Source organism: Chryseobacterium sp. Leaf404 (assembly GCF_001424145.1).
Taxonomy (GTDB): Bacteria; Bacteroidota; Bacteroidia; order Flavobacteriales; family Weeksellaceae; genus Chryseobacterium.
Genome location: NZ_LMQM01000012.1, coordinates 196,945 through 220,866, shown reverse-complemented (window position 1 = coordinate 220,866; position 23,922 = coordinate 196,945). Strand labels below are relative to the sequence as shown.

16 protein-coding genes are annotated in these 23,922 nt (G+C 38.1%); 12 read left to right on the top strand and 4 right to left on the bottom strand.

The features are described from left to right. Positions 1-172: 172 nt before the first annotated feature. Complete coding sequence (locus tag ASG31_RS12635; RefSeq protein WP_056033081.1) at positions 173-1,312, top strand: acyl-CoA dehydrogenase family protein; 1,140 nt, start codon at positions 173-175, stop codon at positions 1,310-1,312. A 170-nt stretch (positions 1,313-1,482) separates the two neighbouring features. On the opposite strand, the gene ASG31_RS12630 is transcribed toward ASG31_RS12635, so the two are convergent. Continuing rightward, complete coding sequence (locus tag ASG31_RS12630) at positions 1,483-2,412, bottom strand: DUF4349 domain-containing protein (protein ID WP_056033078.1); 930 nt, start codon at positions 2,410-2,412, stop codon at positions 1,483-1,485. A 345-nt stretch (positions 2,413-2,757) separates the two neighbouring features. On the opposite strand from ASG31_RS12630, the gene ASG31_RS12620 reads away from it, so the two are divergent. Both ASG31_RS12620 and ASG31_RS12615 read left to right on the top strand, forming a co-directional pair. Then, positions 2,758-3,234 (top strand): hypothetical protein, encoded by a 477-nt coding sequence (locus ASG31_RS12620; protein WP_056033071.1) that lies wholly within the window; start codon positions 2,758-2,760, stop codon positions 3,232-3,234. Further along, the gene (locus ASG31_RS12615) at positions 3,231-5,501 is read left to right on the top strand and encodes a zinc-dependent metalloprotease (RefSeq protein WP_056033068.1); all 2,271 of its coding nucleotides are present in this window, start codon (positions 3,231-3,233) and stop codon (positions 5,499-5,501) included. Before ASG31_RS12620 ends, ASG31_RS12615 begins: the two co-directional genes overlap by 4 nt. A 52-nt stretch (positions 5,502-5,553) precedes the next feature. On the opposite strand, the gene ASG31_RS12610 is transcribed toward ASG31_RS12615, so the two are convergent. After that, a complete protein-coding gene (locus ASG31_RS12610) occupies positions 5,554-7,149 on the bottom strand; it encodes a peptide chain release factor 3 (RefSeq protein ID WP_056033065.1) in 1,596 nt (531 codons plus the stop codon). Between the two features lie 478 nt (positions 7,150-7,627). Then, the gene (locus tag ASG31_RS12605) at positions 7,628-8,827 is read right to left on the bottom strand and encodes an MFS transporter (protein ID WP_056033063.1); all 1,200 of its coding nucleotides are present in this window, start codon (positions 8,825-8,827) and stop codon (positions 7,628-7,630) included. Between the two features lie 231 nt (positions 8,828-9,058). Between ASG31_RS12605 and ASG31_RS12600 the strand changes: the two genes are divergently transcribed. From ASG31_RS12600 to ASG31_RS12565, 8 genes are all read left to right on the top strand, one after another. After that, a complete protein-coding gene (locus ASG31_RS12600; protein WP_056033060.1) occupies positions 9,059-9,892 on the top strand; it encodes a CPBP family intramembrane glutamic endopeptidase in 834 nt (277 codons plus the stop codon). Between the two features lie 252 nt (positions 9,893-10,144). Continuing rightward, complete coding sequence (gene rdgB / locus ASG31_RS12595; RefSeq protein WP_056033058.1) at positions 10,145-10,723, top strand: RdgB/HAM1 family non-canonical purine NTP pyrophosphatase; 579 nt, start codon at positions 10,145-10,147, stop codon at positions 10,721-10,723. A gap of 304 nt (positions 10,724-11,027) precedes the next feature. Further along, a complete protein-coding gene (locus ASG31_RS12590; RefSeq protein ID WP_056033056.1) occupies positions 11,028-11,942 on the top strand; it encodes a ribonuclease Z in 915 nt (304 codons plus the stop codon). A gap of 113 nt (positions 11,943-12,055) precedes the next feature. Next, on the top strand, positions 12,056-12,823 hold the full coding sequence (locus ASG31_RS12585; RefSeq protein ID WP_082504578.1) for a TIGR02757 family protein: 768 nt from the start codon (positions 12,056-12,058) through the stop codon (positions 12,821-12,823). An 11-nt stretch (positions 12,824-12,834) separates the two neighbouring features. Beyond that, entirely contained in the window at positions 12,835-13,365 is a 531-nt protein-coding gene (locus ASG31_RS12580; RefSeq protein WP_056033050.1) for a DUF1003 domain-containing protein, read from the top strand. A 175-nt stretch (positions 13,366-13,540) separates the two neighbouring features. Next, positions 13,541-15,898 (top strand): choice-of-anchor L domain-containing protein, encoded by a 2,358-nt coding sequence (locus tag ASG31_RS12575; RefSeq protein ID WP_056033046.1) that lies wholly within the window; start codon positions 13,541-13,543, stop codon positions 15,896-15,898. Between the two features lie 157 nt (positions 15,899-16,055). Further along, positions 16,056-19,637 carry a choice-of-anchor L domain-containing protein gene (locus ASG31_RS12570; protein WP_056033044.1) on the top strand — a complete coding sequence of 1,194 codons (3,582 nt, stop codon included), beginning with the start codon at positions 16,056-16,058 and terminating at the stop codon, positions 19,635-19,637. 106 nt (positions 19,638-19,743) lie between these two features. Then, a complete protein-coding gene (locus ASG31_RS12565) occupies positions 19,744-22,092 on the top strand; it encodes a choice-of-anchor L domain-containing protein (protein ID WP_056033993.1) in 2,349 nt (782 codons plus the stop codon). Between the two features lie 67 nt (positions 22,093-22,159). Here ASG31_RS12565 and rsmA read toward each other — a convergent pair whose 3' ends face one another. Continuing rightward, positions 22,160-22,930: a 16S rRNA (adenine(1518)-N(6)/adenine(1519)-N(6))-dimethyltransferase RsmA gene (gene rsmA / locus ASG31_RS12560; RefSeq protein WP_056033041.1), complete on the bottom strand. Its 771-nt coding sequence runs from the start codon at positions 22,928-22,930 to the stop codon at positions 22,160-22,162. Between the two features lie 90 nt (positions 22,931-23,020). On the opposite strand from rsmA, the gene ASG31_RS12555 reads away from it, so the two are divergent. Continuing rightward, positions 23,021-23,920 carry a cell division protein FtsX gene (locus ASG31_RS12555; RefSeq protein WP_056033038.1) on the top strand — a complete coding sequence of 300 codons (900 nt, stop codon included), beginning with the start codon at positions 23,021-23,023 and terminating at the stop codon, positions 23,918-23,920. Positions 23,921-23,922: the final 2 nt, after the last annotated feature.

The window sequence follows — 23,922 nt, the reverse complement described above, 5'->3', positions numbered from 1 at the left end:
CTTTTTTATAAAAGGAAATTTTAACAATGTCTGAAATTCTTAATTATCTTTTAATAATTGTTCTTATATCTTTTGATACAGTCATCATCCCAGCTTAAATCCCAATAATATTAAAAATTTTTGTATTTGCCTAAAAAGTGTAAATTAGCAACCATATAATTGAAAAATTTTTATGGATTTTAATTTATCAGAAGAACAGCTGATGATTCAGCAGGCAGCGAGAGATTTTGCACAGAACGAACTGTTACCGGGTGTAATTGAAAGAGACCGTGACCAGAAGTTTCCTGCCGAACAGGTTAAGAAAATGGGGGAAATGGGGCTTCTTGGGATGATGGTAGACCCACAGTACGGCGGAGCAGGTATGGATAGTGTTTCCTACGTTTTGGCAATGGAAGAAATTGCGAAAGTAGACGCTTCTGCAGCCGTGGTAATGTCTGTAAACAACTCTTTGGTGTGTGCAGGTCTTGAAAAATTTGCTTCTGAAGAACAAAAAGTAAAATATCTTACTCCTTTGGCAAGCGGAGAGGTAATCGGTGCTTTTGCACTTTCTGAGCCGGAAGCCGGTTCTGATGCTACTTCACAGCAAACAACTGCCGAAGACAAAGGCGATTATTATCTTTTAAACGGTATCAAAAACTGGATTACAAACGGTGGTACTGCAACGTACTATATCGTAATTGCGCAGACTGATCCTGAGAAAAAACACAAAGGAATCAACGCATTCATCGTAGAAAAGGGATGGGAAGGTTTCGAAATCGGTCTTAAAGAAGATAAACTGGGAATCAGAGGAAGCGACACGCATTCTTTGCTTTTCAACAACGTAAAAGTGCCTAAAGAAAACAGAATTGGTGCAGACGGTTTCGGATTCAACTTTGCGATGGCAGTTTTGAATGGCGGTAGAATCGGTATTGCTTCTCAGGCTTTAGGAATTGCTTCCGGAGCTTACGAACTGGCTTTAAAATATGCTAAAACAAGAAAGGCTTTCAAAACGGAAATCATCAATCATCAGGCGATCGCTTTTAAATTAGCAGATATGGCAACCCAGATTACTGCTGCAAGAATGCTTTGCTACAAGGCTGCAGTAGAAAAAGATGCCGGTAAAGATATCTCAGAAAGCGGAGCGATGGCAAAACTGTACTCTTCACAGGTAGCGATGGATACTACGATTGAAGCGGTGCAAATTCACGGCGGATATGGTTATGTGAAAGAATATCACGTAGAAAGAATGATGCGTGATGCAAAAATCACTCAGATCTATGAGGGAACATCAGAAATTCAGAAGATTGTAATTTCGAGAAGCATCTCAAAATAATCTTTTCTAATATAAAAATAGCAAGGGCTTTCAGAATTTCTGAAAGCCCTTGCTGTAACTAAACACAAACTTTTATATAAAATTATGGTCAATTGCTTAACCGTAATGCGTTGCAAAAGTACAAATCAAATTTCAATTATTCTCATCGAAACATTAAAATTTGATTAAAATTATTCTGCCTGATTACTGATATTTTTGTTTCTGTTCTTTTTGTAGAAATAATATGCAATTCCAATAATTAAGAATAAAGGCCAAAACGGAACAAAGAAAAGAAGAATTCCAGTCAAAACTTCCCATCCGGAGCCGATTCCTGAAGTGAATTTTCCTCCGAAACTGTCAGGTTTTGATGCAACTGCATCAGCATTTTTTTCGTTTCCGTATAAAGTGATTTCGACATCGCATTTGGTGTTTGGGTAAAACTGATCTCCCGAACTGTCGATGGTTTTATCGATTACATTTCCTAAATGGTCACTTACATCTTCCACAAAATATTCAAATTTATCTAATGGAATCTGCATTTTCAGATAAGCGGTTCTTGTTTCGTCATTGTTTCTGCTGATGTTTTCGCTCTTCAGACTTCCGTCGTATTTTCTGAGCTGATCTTCGATGTAATTTTTTGCGCCATACGTATCATCAACACCAATTTCAAGATTGGCAGTTTTCTTTAAGGCATATTTCGGCGCAGATTTCGGTTTTTCAGGATTGTTTTTGTAAATGATTTTGGTTTCCTTAATCACTTTCGGTGCGGGAACATTCACTACAATTTTCTCCTGTTTCTTAGCTAAAGAATCTTTATCAACAGTTTTAGATTCAAATTTTACACTGGAAATCTTTTCGCCTAAAGAATCTACAGAAGAAGCAGTTTTTTCAAACTTATCTTTCAATTCCTGTGAAGTTTTATCAAAATCTTTAATTTTTACCTGAGCAGAATCCAAAGCCGCTGCCGTTTCATTTTGAATTTTCTCAGCCTTGTCGGAGATTTCTGTAAAGCTGCTGTCGGCAGATTTTATGGTCTCGCTTAGGGATTCTGTAGTTCCATCTCCCTTTTTACACATAATAAACGTACTTGATATTGCAAGTAGCAGAATAGCTTTTTTCATAACGGTTAATTTTGTTGATGTAAAGCTACCGGGTAATTTTTTGTAATGTTTGTAAAGGAAATGTTTTGTAAGTGTAAAAATTTAAGATATTGTTTTATAGCGTTTTGTAAATTTAATTATCGCGATTTTACAAAGGTTTTTATTGGTCTGGTTTTAAAATTTTCAAATTTAAGAAGAGAAAAATATCAGGAAAGTTATTTTTTTTTAACATTAAAAAAAATTTTTGCGAGACCAATCTGTCTGAGTTTTTATGATGGTTGATCAATTAATTGAGCTGCTTAAAGTACCCTTTAATTTAATATAAAAAATATCTTTAATTCTCCGAAAAAAAAAATAAATTTGTTTATGAATTTTTCAACAAAATCGCAATTAATTTTGATACTTGTACTGGTTGGAATGCTATCAGCTGTTAATTCACAAAATAAACAGTCAACCAACAAAATAAGCAAAATCGATTTCATCGAAATGCGAAGGATGAATACTGCGTCAAAATTACCTGAACTATCCATTGTCAGTAGACAGAAAGAAGTTCTTAAGTTGTACAGAAGTTTAAGTGACTCCAGATTTTCCAGGTCGGCGCCTATTCCTGTTTTAGAAGATAATGAAGCATTAGTTGTATTAAAACCTAAACTCAGAAGCATAAAATACGGTGATATCAATGTCTCAAAACTGGAAGAAAAAAATGGTAAATTAACTTTATACTACAGTGAAACCGAAAATTGGGAATATGCCGGGGAAAAACAGAGCAATCCCGTTTTAATAATTAAAATTTTTCAGAAACCAAAATCGATAACATTAAAATACTTAAAATCTAATCCATGAATAAAAAACTACTTTTTGCAGCAGGTTTATTCTGCTTAACGACCTCCGTTTTTGCACAGCAGAATCAATGGTCAAACTTTTCTCCGGAAAAAATAAGAGACAAAAGAGAACGGCCGGTTCAGGTTTCAGAATTCAAAATTTTTAATCTGAATACTGAGGCTCTTACACAGCAGCTTTCTACAGCATCCAGCAGAGATTCACAATCACCTAAAGGTGTTATGGTGAAATTTCCCAATGAAACTGGCGCTTTCGATACCTTTGAGGTGCTGGAAGCTTCCACAATGCATCCTGATCTGCAAAACAGATATTCTGATGTACGCTCCTATGTGGGAATAAAAGTAGGCGATCCTTCAACCTCAGTACGCTTTACAAACGATCCTTATTTTGGTCTCAATGCAATGATCACATCCAGTAAAGGAACTTTTTATATTGATTCGTACTCCAATGACAACAAAAGCTACATTTTTTACAACAGAAAAGATGCTACATCACAAGGTCGTTTTGAGTGTCTGGTTAAAGAAGAAGGTGCATTAAAGCAGCAGATCCAGTCAGATGCAGGTCAGAAAACAGTTATTGATGGTTTGCGACGTCAGTACAGGCTGGCAATCACTACTACAACAGAATATTCTTCATACATCGCCCTTCAGGCAGGTGTTGGATCTGGAACTGATGTTCAGAAAAAAGCAGCAGTTCTTGCCGCGGTAAATTTAGTGGTTACCCGTCTTAATCAGGTTTTCGAGAATGATATTTCCGTTAGATTACAGCTGATAGCCAATACAGATCTTCTGTTTTTTATAAATACAGATACTTTTGATGCATTAGATGCATCTCAAATGATTGACGAAAATGTTGTAGTAACCAACAACGCAATTGGATCATCAAACTATGACATCGGGCACTTGTTTTTTCAGGCGAGCCAGGGAAATGACAATGGTTTGGCTTACACTCCCGCAATTTGTAATACCAACGTAAAAGCAGGAGGTGTCACCGGATCAGCCGTTCCGGTAGGAGATCCTTTTGTAATTGATTATGTGGCACACGAGATGGGTCATCAGTTTGGAGCTAATCATACTCAGAATAACGGTTGTTTTAGAAACAATGCAACATCGGTAGAACCGGGAAGTGCCAGTTCAATTATGGGGTATGCGGGAATCTGCTCACCCAACGTTCAGAACAACAGTGATGCCTACTTCCATGCAGTCAGCATTAATGAAATGTACAACAGAATTACTGCCCCAGCAGGAAGCTGCAGCGTAAATACTGCAACCAATAACAGCGAACCAATTGTAAACGCCGGTTTAGACAGAACAATACCCATCGGAACTCCCTTTGCATTAACGGGTATTGCAACTGATGCAGATGGTGATGCAATCACCTACAACTGGGAACAGACCGATTTCGGGGCTGCAACGATGCCGCCTACTCCGGTTAATACTGTAGGTCCTTTGTTCAGATCTTTATTTGCAACTGCTTCGCCTACAAGATATTTTCCCAGACTGGCGACCATTATTGAAGGCTACAATCCGGCAATTGTAGCACCTACAAATTACAGAGCCTGGGAGAAACTTCCAACTGCTGCACGAAGTTTAAATTTTTCACTTCTCGTGAGAGACAACAGAGTGGGAGGCGGGCAAACAGGAAGAGATAATGTTACTCTCACTGTATCTACTGCTGCAGGTCCTTTTACAGTAAGTTCCCAGAACACAACAGGAATTGTGTGGAATGCAGGGCAGTCTCAAACCATTACCTGGAACGTAGCCAATACAAATGCTGCTCCTGTAAACACTGCCAATGTCACTATTTTACTATCACTGGATGGTGGGCTTACATTTCCGCAAACCTTAGTGGCGAGTACACCAAACAACGGTTCTTACACATTTACGCTTCCTCCAGGCCTCGGTATAAGCAGCACTGCAAGGATTATGGTTAAGGCAATTGATAATGTGTTTTTAAATGTGAATACAACAAATTTCACCGTAAATTCTACATTAGGAGTTAACGATCTGGAAAAAGCAGAAGACGGATTTGTTGTTTATCCAAATCCTTCCAACGGAATCTTTACCATCGAAACGAAAGCTAAAAACGGTTTCTCATACAGCGTATTTACTGCTGACGGTAGATTGGCGGCACCAAAAAAAGAGGTGAAAGGAAACGCCACTGTAATCTCTGAAAAAGTAAATCTATCTGAGCTGCAGACTGGTGTTTACATCATGAAAGTTGACAAAGACGGACAGCAGATTTCCAAGAAATTAATTATCAATAAATAATACTTTGCTGATTTAAACAAAAAAACCGTTCAACTGAACGGTTTTTTTATCTTTAAGCATTCTGAAACTCACTGATAAAATGCAGTTTCACATTCGGGAATTTTTCCTGCGTCATGTGAATCGTGAAAGAAGAATCTGCCAGGAAAACCAGTTGGTTGTATTTGTCTCTTGCCAAAAATCGCTGCTTCAGTCTTGCAAATTCTCTGAACTCTTCAGACTTTTCGTCAGCTTCCACCCAGCAGGCTTTGTGCATTGCAAGTGGTTCGTATGTGCATTTTGCACCGTATTCGTGCTCCAGACGATACTGAATCACTTCGTACTGGAGTGCACCCACGGTTCCAATGATTTTTCTGTTATTCATTTCAAGGGTAAATAGCTGCGCCACGCCTTCATCCATCAACTGATCAATGCCTTTGGCTAACTGTTTAGCTTTCAACGGATCATTATTGTTAATATATCTGAAATGTTCCGGAGAGAAACTCGGAATTCCTTTGAAGCTCAATTTTTCGCCTCCCGTCAACGTATCGCCAATTCTGAAACTTCCGGTATCGTGAAGTCCGACAATATCTCCAGGGAAACTTTCGTCCACCACTTCTTTTTTATCAGCAAAGAATGCGTTCGGAGAAGAGAATTTCATCTTTTTTCCTTCTCTTACCAGAAGATAATTTTCATTTCTTTTAAAAGTCCCCGAAACAATTTTCACGAAAGCCAAACGGTCTCTGTGTTTCGGATCCATATTCGCGTGAATTTTAAAAACAAATCCTGTGAAAGTACTTTCCTCAGGCTTTACCAGGCGGGTGTCACTTTCTTTTGGTTGTGGCATTGGTGCGATGTCGATAAATGCATTCAGCAATTCGCGAACACCAAAATTGTTTAAAGCTGAACCGAAGAAAACAGGCTGTAATTCACCGTTCATATAGTCGTCACGGTTGAATTCCGGATAGACAGACTGAATTAATTCTAATTCATCCCGTAAACTCTGTGCTGCTTTGTCACCGATTACTTCATCAATTTTAGAGTCATTAATGTCATCAAACTTTATAGATTCTCCTACTTTCTGCTTTTTCTCTTCCAAAAACAGCTGTATATTGTCTTCCCAGATATTGTAAATGCCCTGAAAATCAGCTCCCATACCGATGGGTAATGAAAGCGGGCAAACTCTTAAACCTAATTTCTGCTCAACTTCATCCAAAAGATCAAAAGCATCCTTACCCTCACGGTCAAGTTTATTGATGAAAACCAACATCGGGATGTTTCTCATTCTGCAAACTTTTACCAATTTCTCGGTTTGTTCCTCAACTCCCTTTGCAACGTCAATTACAACGATTACAGAATCTACTGCAGTCAAAGTTCGGTAAGTATCTTCAGCAAAATCTTTGTGACCCGGTGTATCCAAAATATTGATTTTGTGATCTCTGTATTCAAAAGCCAATACGGAAGTCGCGACCGAAATCCCTCTCTGTCTCTCGATTTCCATGAAATCGGAGGTGGCTCCCTTTTTTATTTTATTGGATTTTACCGCACCTGCTTCCTGAATTGCCCCTCCAAAAAGCAGAAGCTTTTCAGTAAGAGTGGTTTTTCCGGCATCGGGGTGAGAGATAATTCCGAAGGTTTTTCTTTTTTCTATTTCTTTGATTAAGTCTGACATATCGTAGTTTGAGTTTGCAAAAATCGTGAATTTAATCGGATTTTGAAAATTGGATTTTTGATTTGGTTTGAACCACTAAAGTCACTAAAGATTTAGATAGTTAATCTGATCACTTTGAATATACAGGTTCAAAAAAGGTTTGAGAATAAATTTTTGAAAGTTTTATTGCAAATGCATTTGACACAGAAGTCACATAGATTTGTTATTATTTCTTATAAATAGAAAACATAAGATTAAAAATCAAAGATTTATTTACGGGAGTGGAAATTAAATTTTGACAGGTTGTAGTTTTTATTTTTTTTTCAAACCACAAAGTTGTTTAATATGAGTAGCCGTGGCTGAGACCCACGGAAATATATTACATCACACATTCAGAACCACAAATTGGTTCAATAATTATAACACAACAATAAACAGGTGATTGAATCCATGATTTCCGGAAATGAAAATTATATTTATTTCTGAATGATTTTAAAACTTAAACCATGCTCAGCTTTTTTAAATTTGATTTTTTCTTCAGAAAATACGCCAATCCCAATCCAATGAAAACCATCGCTGCACTGAACGGGAAGATAAACTGCATACCAAAATAATCGGCAACACTCCCGATGATCGGGCCCGCAACGCCTAAGGAAATATCAATAAAAAGTCCGTAACCCGCCAAAGCAGAGCCTTGGTTTGCAGGAGCAACACTTTTGATGGCCATCACTCCCAATGCAGGAAAAATTAATGAAAATCCTAATCCGGTTACACCTGCCCCAATTAAAGCCATTTGGGCATTCGTGGCAAAAGCGATGATGAGAAGTCCGATGGTTTCTACTAAAAGACAGGCGATAGCCACTTTTATTCCGCCATAATTATTAATGACGTTGCTGAAAACCAAACGTCCGGCAACAAATAATCCTCCGAAAATACTCAGACACAAAGCACCGTTATTCCAGTGAAAATGATTGTAATATAAAGTAATGAACGTCGAAATACTTGCAAAACCAATTCCTCCCAAGGCCAGACAAACGCCAAACGGAGCAACTTTTCCCAAAACTTTCCAGAAAGACTGGGCTTCTTTTTGACTCAAATTGGTTTTATTCTCTTTCGTTTTAGCAAAAAAATATCCAGTAATTCCTAAGATAATGGAAAGAATCCCGATGCCGTAGAGACTGAATTTCTGTTCGATAAAAATTCCCAATGATGCACCAATCGCCAAAGCTCCGTAGCATGCAACGCCGTTATAGGAAATGATTTTTGCAGTGTGTTTTTCCCCTAATGCCATAATCGCCCAGTTGATCGGACTTGCACCCACCAGACCTTCTGCGCAACCTGTTAACAGTCGTGTGATAATTAAGAATGCGAGACTTAAAACGGGAGAAAATTTAAAATAATAAGCAAAAAGCAAAAAAATTCCGGTTAAGGAAAATCCGAGCATACTCAACAGGACTGCCGGTTTCGGGCCTTTTCCGTCAATCATTTTACCTGAATAGGCTCTCAGGAAAAACGTGGAAATATATTGTAAACTAATGACCATTCCTGCCACCAAAAGACTGAATCCTAAACTTTTACTGATAAAAATGGGAAGTACTGAAAGCGATAAGCCGATAATAAAGTATCCTACAAAAGTGAAAGAGACGTAACTTATCAGTTGTAAATTAAGGTTTTTAGGGTGATTTAATGCGGAATCCATGCGAATAGATAAATTAGGCTGCAAAGGTAGTTTGATTATACTTCATAGTGAAGCAATTGCGATAGAAAAAAGAAAACGGTTTGATTTGAGATTTGAAGTTTGATTCTTCGGCAAGCTCAGGATGACATATGAAATTTAATTATTCGGAAGGCTCATGATGACATTTGAAATGTAAAATTATTTTTTTTCATTAAATCATTTATCTTTGTTTCTTTAAAAAAATCAGAGTTTATGGAGCAGACGCGTTATCCAAAATATATTTTCGATTGGATGGGAGGTTTAATTCTCTTCGCAGGTTATATCATAGGGAGTATGGCGGTCGGTTTTTTCGGAATCGCGGGAAAATTTATTTTCAGATTAGATTTTATGCAGAAGCCCTGGTTTTTAATGATTTCAAATGCTGTTGTATTCTGTCTCATGATTGCGGCTTTTGATTTTGCTGTTGTAAGACCAAAAACTGGAAAAAAACTGAATTTCAACTTTTCACCCACCAATTTTTATACTTATTTATTAATCTTTCCGATGATGTTGGGAATGATGTTTATCGGTGAGTTTATCACATCTCAAATTCCTACAACCGGACCGTTTTTTGGAGATTTTTATGAATTTTTTGAAAATTTAATGTCTGGTCTTACCAATGATCCTGCGGTAATGATCATCATGGCAGTGATCATGGCGCCGATTTTTGAAGAAATTATTTTCAGAGGAATTATCCAAAAAGGTTTAATTAATAATGGAGTAGTGCCCTGGAAAGCCATATTGCTTGCGAGTGTATTATTTGGGTTAATTCATGGAAATCCATGGCAGTTCGTAGGGGCGACTTTGTTGGGTTGTGTTTTGGGATTGGTTTATTATAAAACAAAATCACTTCTTTTACCGATGCTGTTGCATGGTTTTAATAATCTCTGTTCGGCAATTTTGATTTTTTACACCCAAAAAGAAAGTTTCGCCGAAGCTTTTGAAATGCAGGAATGGATGCTTCTATTGACAGGAATTGTACTTTTTTCGGTGTTTTTCTATCTCTTCGTGTTTCAAAATAAAGTCAGGTATTCTGAAGCAGAGTAAATTTAAACACAAAGTCACATAAGTTTAGCATCAAAACTTTGCTCTATTTTAGAGCACATTAGTGAAAAATAAAAGATTTTTATTCTTGGGAACTTTTAGATTTCCACTTATTCAGACAGACCTTACAAAAATCTTTGATTTTTCCTCTTATGTGATCTAAAATATTTTCAAACATCAAAATATATCTAATGTGACTTATCTGTAACAACAAAATTATAATCAGTAAATCCGATAGAAATCGGTTTAATAAAAATAAAAATGGAAATATTAGTAGCCACTCACAATCTTCACAAGAAGGAAGAGATTCAACAGATTTTAGGAAATAATTTTACCGTTAGAAGTCTTGCAGATTACGATCTTCACGACGAAATCGTTGAAAACGGAGATTCTTTCAATGCCAACGCTTTAATTAAAGCCAAATATTGCTTTGAAAAAACCGGAATTCCAAGTCTGGGAGACGACAGCGGTTTGGTTGTGGAATCTTTAGACGGAAGACCTGGTATTTTTTCTGCACGTTACGCGGGAGATCACGATTTTGCCAAAAACATAGAAAAAGTTTTAAGCGAAATGGAAAATATAGAAAACAGAAAAGCCTATTTCATCACCGTTTTATGTTATTATGACGAAAATGGTGCTCAATATTTCGACGGCCGAGTTCACGGAAATCTGCTGACAGAAAATAAAGGTCATCAGGGTTTTGGCTACGACCCAATTTTTGTTCCTGAAGGTCATGAAATCACCTTTGCAGAAATGAATCCCGAAGATAAAAACAAAATCAGCCACAGAAAAAAGGCCTTGGATTTATTTTTGGAATTTTTGCTGAAAAAGTAATTATTACGAGGAGTTAACACATTAGTCACATCAGTTTTCAGTTTAATTGTTGCGAAAATTTTACAACACAGAAGATTAAAAAATCAAACATATTTTTGAGGGCTTTGTGAGCATAATAGTAATTTATACAATGTATTTTCATTTGAAAATCTCTGATTTTCTCTCGTTAAATCTATAATATTTTCAATACAGATCTAAAATCTCATATGACCTATGTGTTCAGGTTCATAATTATTTTAAAACCTCAACCTAAGTCTTAACCTTAACCTCAATTATTGTACATTTGCTTTAATAAACTATTGATTTGAGTACTTATTTAACGATATTAGGCTTTAATTCTGCGATACCAACGGTTAATACTTCACCCACGGCACAGCTTCTCGAAATGGAAGAACGCTGTTTTCTGATTGATTGTGGCGAAGGAACGCAGGTACAGCTTAGAAAAGCAAAAGCAAGATTTTCAAAAATCAATCATATTTTCATCTCGCATCTTCATGGCGACCACTGTTTTGGTTTACCAGGATTGATTGCGTCTTTCAGGCTTTTGGGCAGGGAAGTTCCGCTGCATGTGTACGGTCCTAAAGGAATTAAAAAAATGCTTGAAACTATTTTTACGATGTCTGAAACGCACCGTAGTTTTGAGGTTGTTTATCATGAGCTGGATAAAACGTATTCCGAAAAAATCTATGAAGACAACAGGGTGGAAGTGTTTACCATTCCGCTTGACCACAGGATTTACTGTAATGGCTATCTTTTTAAAGAAAAACCTAAAGAACGTCATATCAATATGGAAGAAGTTTCAAAATATAATGAAATTGAAACCTGCGACTATCATAATCTAAAAGCCGGAAAAGATTTTGTTTTGAGTGACGGATATGTTTTGAAAAATGAAATTTTAACCACAACTCATTCTCCATCAGTTTCTTATGCGTTCTGTAGTGACACGAGGTATTTAGAATCTGTAATTCCGATTATTAAAAACGCAACAGTTTTGTATCATGAAGCTACTTTTCTACATGATTTAAAGGAAATGGCAGATTACACCGGTCACACAACCGCTCAGGAAGCGGCAACCATAGCCAAAAAAGCAGAAGTAGGTAAATTGATTTTAGGACATTTTTCAAACCGTTACAGCGATCTCACAGTCTTTACCGATGAAGCAAGACCCATTTTCCCGAATACCTTTTTACCAAAGGCTTTGGAAGCGGTGAAGATTTAGTACAAAATAAAAGAATTTCATTAACTAAATGTTTTTTTGATTTAACCATTTCCTCAACCTCTTCCTTAACCTTAACCTCCTTCCCAAGATTAACTGTTTAAAAAAAAATGAAGTTGAATTTTTCTGAATTAAAAGATTTTCTTGACGAAAAAGCGGATGTTTACAACAGCGTTGAGTTTATTCAGGATGACCCTGTTCAGATTCCGCATCGTTTTTCTTTGAAACAGGATATTGAGATAGCAGGGTTTCTGGCTGCGACCATTTCCTGGGGAAACAGAAAGTCTATTATTAAGTCAGCAGATAAAATGCTGGATATTATGGGAAATTCTCCCTATGATTTTGTGATGAATTATTCTGATAAAGATTTGGAATTTATCAAAGACGAAAGCATCCACAGAACTTTTAACGGAGCAGATTTTGCTTATTTTATCAGTCAGTTTCATAAAATTTATACAGAAAATGAAAGTCTGGAGGATTTGTTTTTGGTTAATACCGATGAAAATAATTTTCAGCATTCGATTGAGAGATTCAGGCAGAAATTTTTAGGGATTGAAAAGCACAGAACACATAAGCACGTGAGTTCACCGTATAAAAATTCATCTTCGAAAAGAATCATTATGTTTTTGAGATGGATGGTAAGAAAAGATAACCGTGGCGTAGATTTTGGTATCTGGCAAAATATTGACCCAAAATTTTTATCAATTCCTCTGGATGTTCATACAGGGAATATTTCCAGAAAATTAGGTCTGATTACAAGAACCCAGAACGACTGGAAAACGGTAGAAGAATTAGATTTAATCATTAGAAAATTTGACGAAAAAGATCCTGCGAAATACGATTTTGCCTTGTTTGGATTGGGAGTAACCAAAGAATTGTTTTAAACAGAAAAATAATGAAAACACCGCACGAGAAATTAGAATTTTTAGAAAAACTGGCAGACGGCATTACCTCCTGGATTGGCTCAATTCCGTCATTGATATTGCATACATTACTGTTCTTAACATCCTTTTTACTTCCCGTTTTCGGGGTGATTGATTTTGATAAAATGTTGCTGGTTTTAACTACAGTTCTTTCTTTGGAAGCGATTTATCTGTCCATTTTAATTCAGATGTCTGTGAATAAAAGTCATGAAAAAATAGAAGATATTCAGGAGGACATCGAAGAAATCAGTGAAGACATTGAAGATATTCAGGAAGATTTGGAAGAAATCAGTGAGGATATTGAAGAAATCAGCGAAGATATCGAAGATATTCAGGAAGATATCGAAGAAATTAATGAAGAAGAAGATGAGGAAGACCACAGTGAGCGCGCCAAAAAAACAATTTTAAAGAGTAATGTTAATTCAAACAAAAATGAAATTAAGTTTTTGAAGGATAAGATTGCGGAGCTTCAGATGAAAATTGACGAAATGAATAAAGAATAGTTTCTCACATGCACAATTTATCAGGTCTTTCGGATGAAAGTTTTTTCAATTTAAGATTAAAATGGAATTAAAATTTATTAAAAAACAGGAAATTTACTGTATTTTTAGTAATTATATGGAGCATAATGTGTTTTAAATCAATAAAATTTGGTATTTTTGGACAAACAATCTGAAAATGTTAAATTATAGATCCAAAAACTACCTTCTATTTCTATTCCTGATTCTGTTTTCTACGCAGTTTAGCGCTCAGAAGATGAGCAGGAAAGTTTTACCTGAAAAAAAGAGTCCAGAAAGTATGAAAGCGGGTGCGTTTATCGATGTGAATGTTCCTCCTTACGTGGCAAGCGGTTATACAATTGATCAACTGGTTAAAAATGTCCTCATTTCAGGAGGTTCATCCTGTGCACCGCCAGACGTTACCAATGTTACTGTTTCTCCTAACCAGCTGGTAACAGATACAGAAAGAGCATGGGGTTACTTTAATAAAGGTACAACCAATTTTCCTTTTAATGACGGTATTGTACTGGTTACAGGAAAGGCAAGAAAAGCTGGAAACATTTCAGAAGGCGGTCTTGGTGATACTGTACCTGGAAGTATTGGAAGTGATCCTGATCTAGTAGCTGCAATTAATCCGGCTGCAGGACTTAATGACGCAGTTTTTATAGAATTTGACTTTGTTCCGAACAATTCTCAGATTAATTTCAATTACATATTTGCTTCTGAAGAATACACTTCAAACTTCCCTTGTGGAGTGTTTTCTGATGGTTTTGCTCTTTTACTGAAGCCGAACACTCCGGGTTCTACGTATACCAATATGGCGATATTACCTGCCGGGGCGGGGCCTGTAAGTGTAACCAATATCGTTCCCGGTGGAAGCGGCTTTACCTGTGGGCCAATAAATGCGGCTTATTTCGGAGGTCTCAATACATTAAATGTTGAAACAAATTTCAACGGGCGTACTATTCCTTTAACGGCTACGGCTACCGTAACTCCGGGACAGTCTTACCATTTTAAAATGGTTTTGGCTGATGCCTCAGATTCAGGATTTGATTCGGGGGTATTTATTCAGGGTGGATCTTTTGATCTGGGTATGACCATCGTTGACCCTGCTGGAAATCCCATTCCTGAAACTTTGAATGTATGTGATAATATTCCTACAATTCTTAAAGCTCAGATCAATACTCTTCCGGGAACTACTTATCAGTGGTTTAAGGATGGTGTTGCGATTCCTGGTGCTACATCAATGACGTATACTGCCACTACACCAGGTGTTTATATGGTTCAGGTAAATGTTCCTGGGGCAACCTGTCCGGCTACTGCTCAGGTTACAATCATTGGAGGTACGAGCCCTACAGTTCAGAATGCAACTTTAAAGCTTTGTTCTACCCCTGCTAATTCTACTTTTAACCTTAATGATGCCAAACCTTTAATCAGTACCACTCCGGGTGCAGTATTTAAGTTTTATCTTCTTCAGGCAGATGCTCAGGCAGGGAATGCCAACGTAATCCCCACTCCGGCAACTTTCAACGGAAACGATGGGCAGATTATATATGTGAATGTTTCCAACGGGGCTTTCTGCTCAAAGGTAGCAACAGTTACGCTGAGAAAAGAGGTAACTCCTACAGCAGTACTGTCTGCCCCGAGAGTAAAAATATGTAAAGGAGAATCTTTGGTTCTCACGGCTTCTGGAGGTGTTACTTACCAATGGGGAGATTCTTCTGTAACAGGCGCTGTAAGAACAGTAAGCCCTACAGTTACAACCACCTACACAGTTTATGCAATTGGAGCTCAGCAATGTAAATCTTTAGTTCCCGCAACACTTACGGTAGAAGTGGTTCCTGCAATTACCTCAAATTTATCAGGAGGATGGATCTGTACGGGAGATACTATTACTTTAGACGCGGGAGCAGGACCGAACTACAGCTATCTTTGGACCAACGGTGCAACTACACAGACCATTTCCACTTCGGTAACCGGAACTTACGGAGTGGCAATTACCAACGGTGTCTGCACACAAGTGTACACCACAGAGGTAAAAGTAGCAATACCACCTACTATTACCAATATTGATTACTCTAACGATAATATTACAGTTTCTGTAAGTAATCCAAGCAACGGAAATTTAGAGTACTCTATAGATGGCGTTACATGGCAAAATTCAAATATATTTACCAATGTGCCTAAAAATACACTGTTGCCGGTTCAGGTGAGAGTAAAAACTACAAGCTGCGTTGGTTATCTGGAATATTACACCTTCAATATGCAGAATGTAATAACGCCGAATGGAGATAATGTTAATGATAGAATAGATTTCAGAGGGGTAGATGGCAACAAAAACTTTACTGCTCAGATCTCAGACAGATATGGAAGGATAATTTACAAATACGAAAAAATCAGGCCTTACTGGGACGGCTTTTTCCAGGGTAAAAAATTATCGTCCACATCATATTGGTACCAGATTACCTTTGAAGATCCTGCAACTAAACAGACTACTGTAAAAACAGGATGGATTTTACTTAAAAACTTTGAATAAAATTTATTTAAGTAAGACTAAAGCCGGCAATTTTGTCGGCTTTTTTTGTTTTTTAAAACTAAAAGTTTGTACTCCAGTATTTTGTAATTTTAAAGTTATCTCATAAATCGTTAAATGACTTAAAAAAAAATCTTATTTTTGTTGAAAAGAATCTAAAATGATCATTAAAAGTACAAGAAATCTATTTCTGACTTTGCTCACAATATTATCTTCCACTGTTTTGTTTTCACAGGACAGGAGTAAGCAGATTTTAAAACAGCCCACATCCCAGACGATGAAAGCTGGGGCATTTATTGATATCAATACCTCAAACTATCCACAGTCTTCGTTCAGCATAACTCAATTGATTACCAACGTCTTGATTGCCGGGAATACCAACTGTACAACGCCAAACGTAAGCAACGTAGTGGTTTCTCCAAATCTGGCGGTCAGCGACCCAAACAGAAGCTGGGGTTATTTTAATAAAGGAGCAACCAATTTTCCCTTCAGCAATGGGATTGTTTTAACAACAGGTTATGCAGCCAGAGCAGGAAATACATTTCAGCCCGGGCAATTAAGTAACGCATTACCTTCACAGGGCGATGCTGATCTTGCTGCTGCACTCAATTTACCACCAGGGGCTCTAAAGGATGCGTCATTTATAGAATTTGATTTCGTACCTACAGCCAATCAGGTATCATTCAGATATCTGTTTGCTTCCGAAGAATATGAAGGAAATTTCCCTTGTACCATCACAGATGGCTTCGCACTTTTGCTTAGACCAGCCTCAGGAGGGGCTTACACAAATCTAGCCGTTCTTCCGGGTGGAGCAGGGCCTGTGAGTGTTACGAATATTATTCCAGGTACTTACAACTGTGGTCCGAAGAATGCGCAATATTTCGGAGGTCAGAATACGGCAAATATTGAAACGAATTTCAGTGGAAGAACCGTTCCTTTAACTGCTACAGCAACTGTTGTTGCGGGGCAGGCATATCATTTTAAAATGGTTTTGGCAGATTATCAGGATTCTGCTTATGATTCTGGAGTGTTTTTAGAAGCTGGTTCTTTTGATATTGGTGTACAGATTTTAGGGTCAAACGGAGTTCAGTTGCCTGCATCTATAAATGTTTGTGATAATGCTCCCCAGACTTTTACAGCATCGGTTCAAAATCCTAATGCAACTTACCAATGGTTTTTAAATAATGTCGCAATTCCAGGTGCTACCAATGCAACATATACTGCCATTCAACCTGGAGTGTATAAGGTGGAGGTATTGTTTCCAGGCAGTTCATGTCCGGGTACAGCAACTGTAACTATTGTTGGAGGTACCACGCCTACAACACAGAATGCAACTCTTACTGCATGTTATGCTCAGGGAAATGCAATATTTAATCTGAACAATGCCAACACTGCAATAAGTACAACTCCAGGTGCAACTTTTACCTATTATGTGAATCAGGCAGATGCTGTAGCAGGGAACGCCAACAATATTCAGACTCCCACCGTTTATCCAAGTCCGGGAAATCAGACGGTTTATGTGTTGGTTAAAAATGGATTTTGCTCAAAAGTAGCGCAGCTGCAGCTGGTGAAAGCGCCTGAAATTACAGCAAACGTAGCAGCGCCACCAGTGCTTACCTGTACAAATTCTCAAATTACGCTTAATGGTTCTGCTTCTGTTTATCCTGCAGGTTCTACATTTGCGTGGACTACCACGGGTGGGAATATCGTTTCCGGAGGTAATACCTTAAATCCCGTAATTAATGCATCGGGTACTTATACTTTAACAATTTCAAATACATATCAGCCTGGAAATCTTACCTGTACCTCGGTTTCAACTGTAACCGTAACGGGTGACAGTGCTCCGCCTTCACCTACTTTAACGGCAAGTAAAATGCAGATTTGTTCTGGCGAAACCGTTACACTTACTGCAGGTGGGGGAGTTACCTATACCTGGAGTACGCTGCCGGGAACGGGAAATACTCAGACAGTAAGTCCTACCACTACAACCACTTATTCTGTAACAGCAGTAGGCGCAAACGGATGCCCTTCTGCAAATCCTGCCACTGTTACGGTGGAAGTTTCGCAGCCTATTACCGTTCAGAACGCGACATTACTTAAATGCTATTCTGCAGCAGGGATCGTTTATGATTTGACGGCAGCACAATCTCAGATTACATCTGCAACGGGCGCTACATTTGCTTATTATCTTTTGCAGGCGGATGCAAATCAGGGAAATAACAACACAATTGGTACGCCTACTACATTTTCAAGTGCAGGAAATCAAACAATTTATGTTTTGGTTAAAAACGGAGCCTGCTCCTATGTGGTGACACTTCAATTGCAGACCACAGCAGTTACGACGCTAAGTATTGCTGCCCCGGCTACAATTACCTGCACAACACCACAGATTACGCTTAACGCAACAGCATCTACCGTACCAGCCGGATCTACGATTAACTGGACAACAACGGGAGGGAATATCGTTTCAGGCGGAAATACTTTAACCCCTATTGTAAATGCTGGAGGTGCATATACCTTAACAGTGTCAAACACTACGCAGCCAGGAAATCTTACCTGTACATATAATGCAAACGTTACCGTGGTACAGAACACTGCTGCTCCTGTAACTTCTGTCGCTACAAGTAATTCCCAGATTTGCCCGGGTGAATCTGTTACTCTTACAGCGTCAGGCGGTGCTACCTATATCTGGACGGGTCTGCCTGGTACAGGAAACACGCAGACAGTATCGCCGGCTGTAACTACGGCTTACACTGTAACTGCCGTTGGAGCAAATGGATGTGTGTCTGCCCAGCCTGCCACGATAACGGTAATTGTAGGGCCACCTACGCCATTCCTTACGGCTTCAAAAACTAAAATATGTGTAGGCGAATCTGTGACTCTAACGGCTACGGGAGGTGTCACTTACAACTGGGGAACTTTGCCAGGAAACGGCAGTACTCAGATTGTGAGTCCTACAGTTACAACTACTTATCAGGTAATCGCTTTAGGAGGTAACGGCTGTACAACCAACATACCTGCAACCATCACAATTGAGGTAGTTCCGGCAATTGTATCGACTCTTAAGGATGTGTACGTATGTGCCGGTGATACCGGGATCTTAGATGCTGGTTCTGGACCTAACTATACGTATGTCTGGAGCAATGGAGCCACCACGCAAACTATTTCAACGAATATTCCGGGTACATACTCGGTGACAATCAGTAATGGGACATGTTCCAGAGATTACACAGCCCAACTTCTCAATCCACAGTTGCCACAGTTTACAAATATCAGTTTTTCGGACCATATTCTCACTGTAACTGCAACGAATCCCAATAACACTGTTTTAGAGTATTCGATTGACAACGGGGTGACATGGCAGACTTCCAATATTTTTTACAGTGTTGAGAATAATATGAGCTACAACATCAGGATTAGGAATAAAGATGCAGACTGTAGTAATTTTATTGAGTTCTACACATTTGTAGTCATCAATGCAATCACACCAAACCGTGATGGTATTAATGAAGGTGTAGACTTCAGTGGTATCAGCAAATACAACAATTTTGCGGCTTCGGTATTTGACCGCTACGGTGCAGAGATTTACAAAGCTTCTAAATCCGGTCTTAAATGGGACGGTACTTTAAGAGGGATGAATATTCCATCAGGAACGTACTGGTATAAAGTACAGTGGGAAAATCCTGCAAGCAAAAAGATGGAAATCAGGAACGGATGGATCCTGGTGAAAAACAGAAACTAAATATTTAACAACCTTTCAGTCGGAAGGTTGTTTTTTTTTATAAAATAGTTAAATATTGATATGTTTTAGATAAAAAACCATTAAATTTGTTGAAATGAAAAAATATATGAAGCGATATTTACTATTATTATTTTTTGGTTTGATAACTGTGAACCTCAGTGCACAAAAAATTCAGCCCCGTAAGCCTCAGAAAGAGCAGTTCTCGGGTGTTACACAGAAAGCTGGGGCATTCATAGATGTAAATGCAGCAGGATATCCGGAGACTGCTTTCACACCTCTACAGCTAATTAGAGATGTGCTGATCTCTTCCGGTGCAGGTTCATGTTTTACCCCAAATATTTCGAATGTCACAGTAAGCCCGAATCTTCCTGTTACAAATCAAAACAGATCGTGGGGATACTTCCACAGAGGAACTACCAATTTTCCTTTCAAGGATGGTATCGTTTTGATGACCGGATACGCCCGGAGAGCAGGAAATGCTCTTGAAGCTGGAGTATTGGGAGATGCTTTGGGCTCAGGAAGTGATCCTGATCTTGTAGCAGCAACAAATCCTCAGGGAGCGTTAAATGATGCTGTAATTCTTGAATTCGATTTTGTTCCTACAACCAGCCAGATAAAATTTAATTATCTAATGGCGTCTGAAGAATATACAGGGTCATTCCCATGTAGTTTTTCTGATTCTTTTGCTCTTTTGCTGAGACCGGTAGGAAGTACTGCTCCTTACCAGAACATGGCTGTATTACCGGCGGGTGCCGGACCTGTAAGTGTTACCAATATACACCCGGCAATTGCAGGTTCATGTGGTGCTGTGAATGCAGCATTTTTTGCTGGGTACAATACTACACCCATCGAAACCAATTTGAATGGAAGAACAATACCATTAGAGGCGACCGCAACAGTGACTGCCGGAGTGCCTTATCATTTTAAAATGGTAATTGCAGATGCAAGTGACAGCAGTTATGATTCAGCAGTATTCCTGGAAGGTGGCTCCTTCAATATTGGAGTTGAGCTTCAGGATCCAGGTGGCGCGGTTATTCCTTCAGAGATTAACGTTTGTGATCTGGTGCCTACAGTAATTAATGCTTCTGTAAACAGTCCTAACTTAACGTATCAGTGGTTTTTCAATGGTGTACCTGTTCCGGGAGCAACATCCACCAGTATTACAGCTGTGAACCCGGGAACCTATACTATTGAAGTTACTTTACCGGGAAATCCATGTCCAGGTACGGCTTCAGTAACGATCAACGGTGGGTCTACACCGCTGGCACAGGATGCAACGTTGCTCCTCTGTGCCACCCCTGATGTTACCACTTTTGATTTGAACAATTCCAAGGCATTAATCAGCCCTACGGCAGGAGCCAACTTCAGATGGTACGTGAATCAGACAGATGCACTGGCATTTAACAATAACTTTATTCAGAATCCTTTAAATTATAACGGGGCAAACAATCAGGTAATTTATGCTGTGGTGTACGGAGCAGAATATTGCAGAAAGATGGTGGAGCTCACTTTGAAAAAAGAAACCAGACCTTTGGCACAGGTAAGTTCCAACAAAATCAGAGTCTGCGCAGGTGATACCGTTACCTTAACAGCTACCGGTGGAGTATCTTATGACTGGGTAAATTTCCCAGGAAACGGAAATACACAGACAGCTACCATATTTCAGACTACTACATTTGAAGTTTTCGCTTTAGGTGCACTGGGTTGCCCTTCATTATTACCAGCTAAGGTAACCGTGGAAGTAGTTCCTGTACCTACAACACCACTACTTGATGTAGAAATGTGTATTGGTGATACAATGGAACTGGATGCAGGTGCCGGAACCGGATATACTTATCTGTGGAATACAGGTGAAGAAACTCAAAAAATTACTGTTAATCAATTGGGAATCTATACCGTAACTATCAATAATGGAATCTGTTCCAGAACTTACGAAGTGAAAGTAGTTGCTGCAGCAACACCGTTTTTCTCACAGTTGAGTTATGAAAATAATACCATTACTGCGACAGCAACTATTCCTAACATCAACAACATCCCAAGGGTTGCAGAATATTCTCTTGATGGAATTGCATGGCAGGATTCGAATATTTTCCCTAATCTTATAGACAATACAAATTATACGCTGTATGTGAGAACGAAAGGAACAACCTGTACGGGTACTGTAGATTTCTTTACGCTGCACATCAGCAATGTAATCACACCTAACCAGGATGGTGTAAATGATGTAATTGACCTTTCTTCTTTAGGTAATTTTAAAAACTTTAAAGGATCAATTTACGATAGATACGGAAGTGAAATGTTCAGATTCTCAAAAGAAAATCCTATCTGGAACGGAACCGTGGGAGGAAAAAGACTTCCAACCGGAACGTACTGGTACAAATTTAATTTTGAATACAATAAGACCAAAACGCAGATGAACACTTCGGGCTGGATTATGCTTAAAAACAGAGAGTAAATTTCTCTTACTTCATATAAAATGCCTTCAGGATTTTCTGAAGGCATTTTCTTTGGTCATAACTTTTTTAAATATTTTCCTGCCAGAGTCTGGTAAAATTAATAAAATCTTCTACGCTCAGTTCTTCAGCTCTCTTGTCCATAAATTCATGATTTTTCAGCGCGTCAGGAATGTTCAGAACTTTCCAGGAGTTGGATAGTTTTTTTCTTCTCTGCCCAAAACCGGCTTTAACGATCTGCTTAAACAGAACTTCATTTCCCGCAAGGCCTTCTTTAGGATTTCTCGTAAGTTTTATTACCCCAGATTTTACCTTTGGTGGAGGATTAAATACATTCTCATGTACTGTAAACATATAACTTACGTCATAGTATGCCTGTATCAAAACAGAGAGAATTCCGTAGTCTTTGGTACGGGGTACAGCAGCAGTTCTTTCCGCAACTTCCTTCTGAAACATTCCCACCATCTCAGGTATAATTTTATAAAAATCAATGATTTTAAAAAGAATTTGGGACGAAATATTGTAAGGGAAATTTCCGATGACAGCAATTTCTTCGTTATTCAGAAATGCAAAATCCTGTTTGAGAAAGTCACCAACAAAAGTTTCCTCATTCGTTTTATCATAGTTTTTTTTCAGATATTCAATAGATTCTTGGTCGATTTCTGCGAGATAAATATGATGTTCTTTTTCAAAAAGATACTTGGTAAGAACACCCATTCCCGGGCCCACTTCCATTATATTTTTGTAGTTTTCAAAGCTCAGTCCGTCTACAATTTTTCTGGCGATGTTCTCGTCCGTCAGGAAATGCTGGCCGAGATGTTTTTTTGCTCTTACACTCAAGGTATTTATGATTTTGTTAACAGTGAAAAAGTATTTTTCGGGTCAAATTTCGGAAGATTTTTTCTATTTTAGCCAAAAATTTTATTCTTAATGGCAAGATCTGTAGACGAATTTAACAAAAAGAGGCTTAGGTCTAGTAATATTACAGTGGTTATAAGCATCGCTCTGGTATTATTTTTAATGGGGTTAATGGGATTAATTCTTATTAATGCCCAAAAATATTCAGATTATATAAAAGAACAGCTGGTGGTTAATGCGTATTACGATCAGAATTATGATGCAAAAGATTCTGCAAAAATTGCCAAACTTGAAGAGCAGGCTTTTAAGAAAATACAGACTTTAGCTCCCGTAAAAAAAGCAATTTACATTACAAGGGAAAAAGCTGCTGAAGAAGCAAAGAAAAGTATGGGTATTGACAGTGATGCGCTTTTTGAAGAAAATATATTCCCGTCATCGGTCGAGATTTCACTGAAACCGGAATATGTAGATCCTTTAAAGATCGAAGAGGCGATTAAGATAATAAAAACAGTACCGGGAATTACAGAAGTGAAAAACGACAGTAGCCTCATGGTAGATGTTTACAATAATCTGAGCAGAATTTTAAAGTGGATCTTAGGATTTTCTGTATTGTTTTTAATTTTGGCAGTTGTACTGATCAATAATTCAATAAGACTTAAAATTTTCTCAAAAAGATTTATCATTAAAACCATGCAGTTGGTAGGTGCTAAAAGAAGATTTATTTTGAAACCATTCGTAATCGAAGCTTTAATTTTAGGAGCAATCGGTTCAGTACTTGGGTTACTGGCACTTTTCGGGGTATGGTATTATTTTACAGACACCATTGGGCAGTCATTCACGCAGGATACAAGCCATTATTTCTCTTTGGTGCTGCTTGTTTTGGGAATCGGTATTTTTATTACCGTCATCAGTACCATCATCGCAACCTGGAGATTTTTAAGAACAAATGTAGACGATTTATATTATTCATAAAT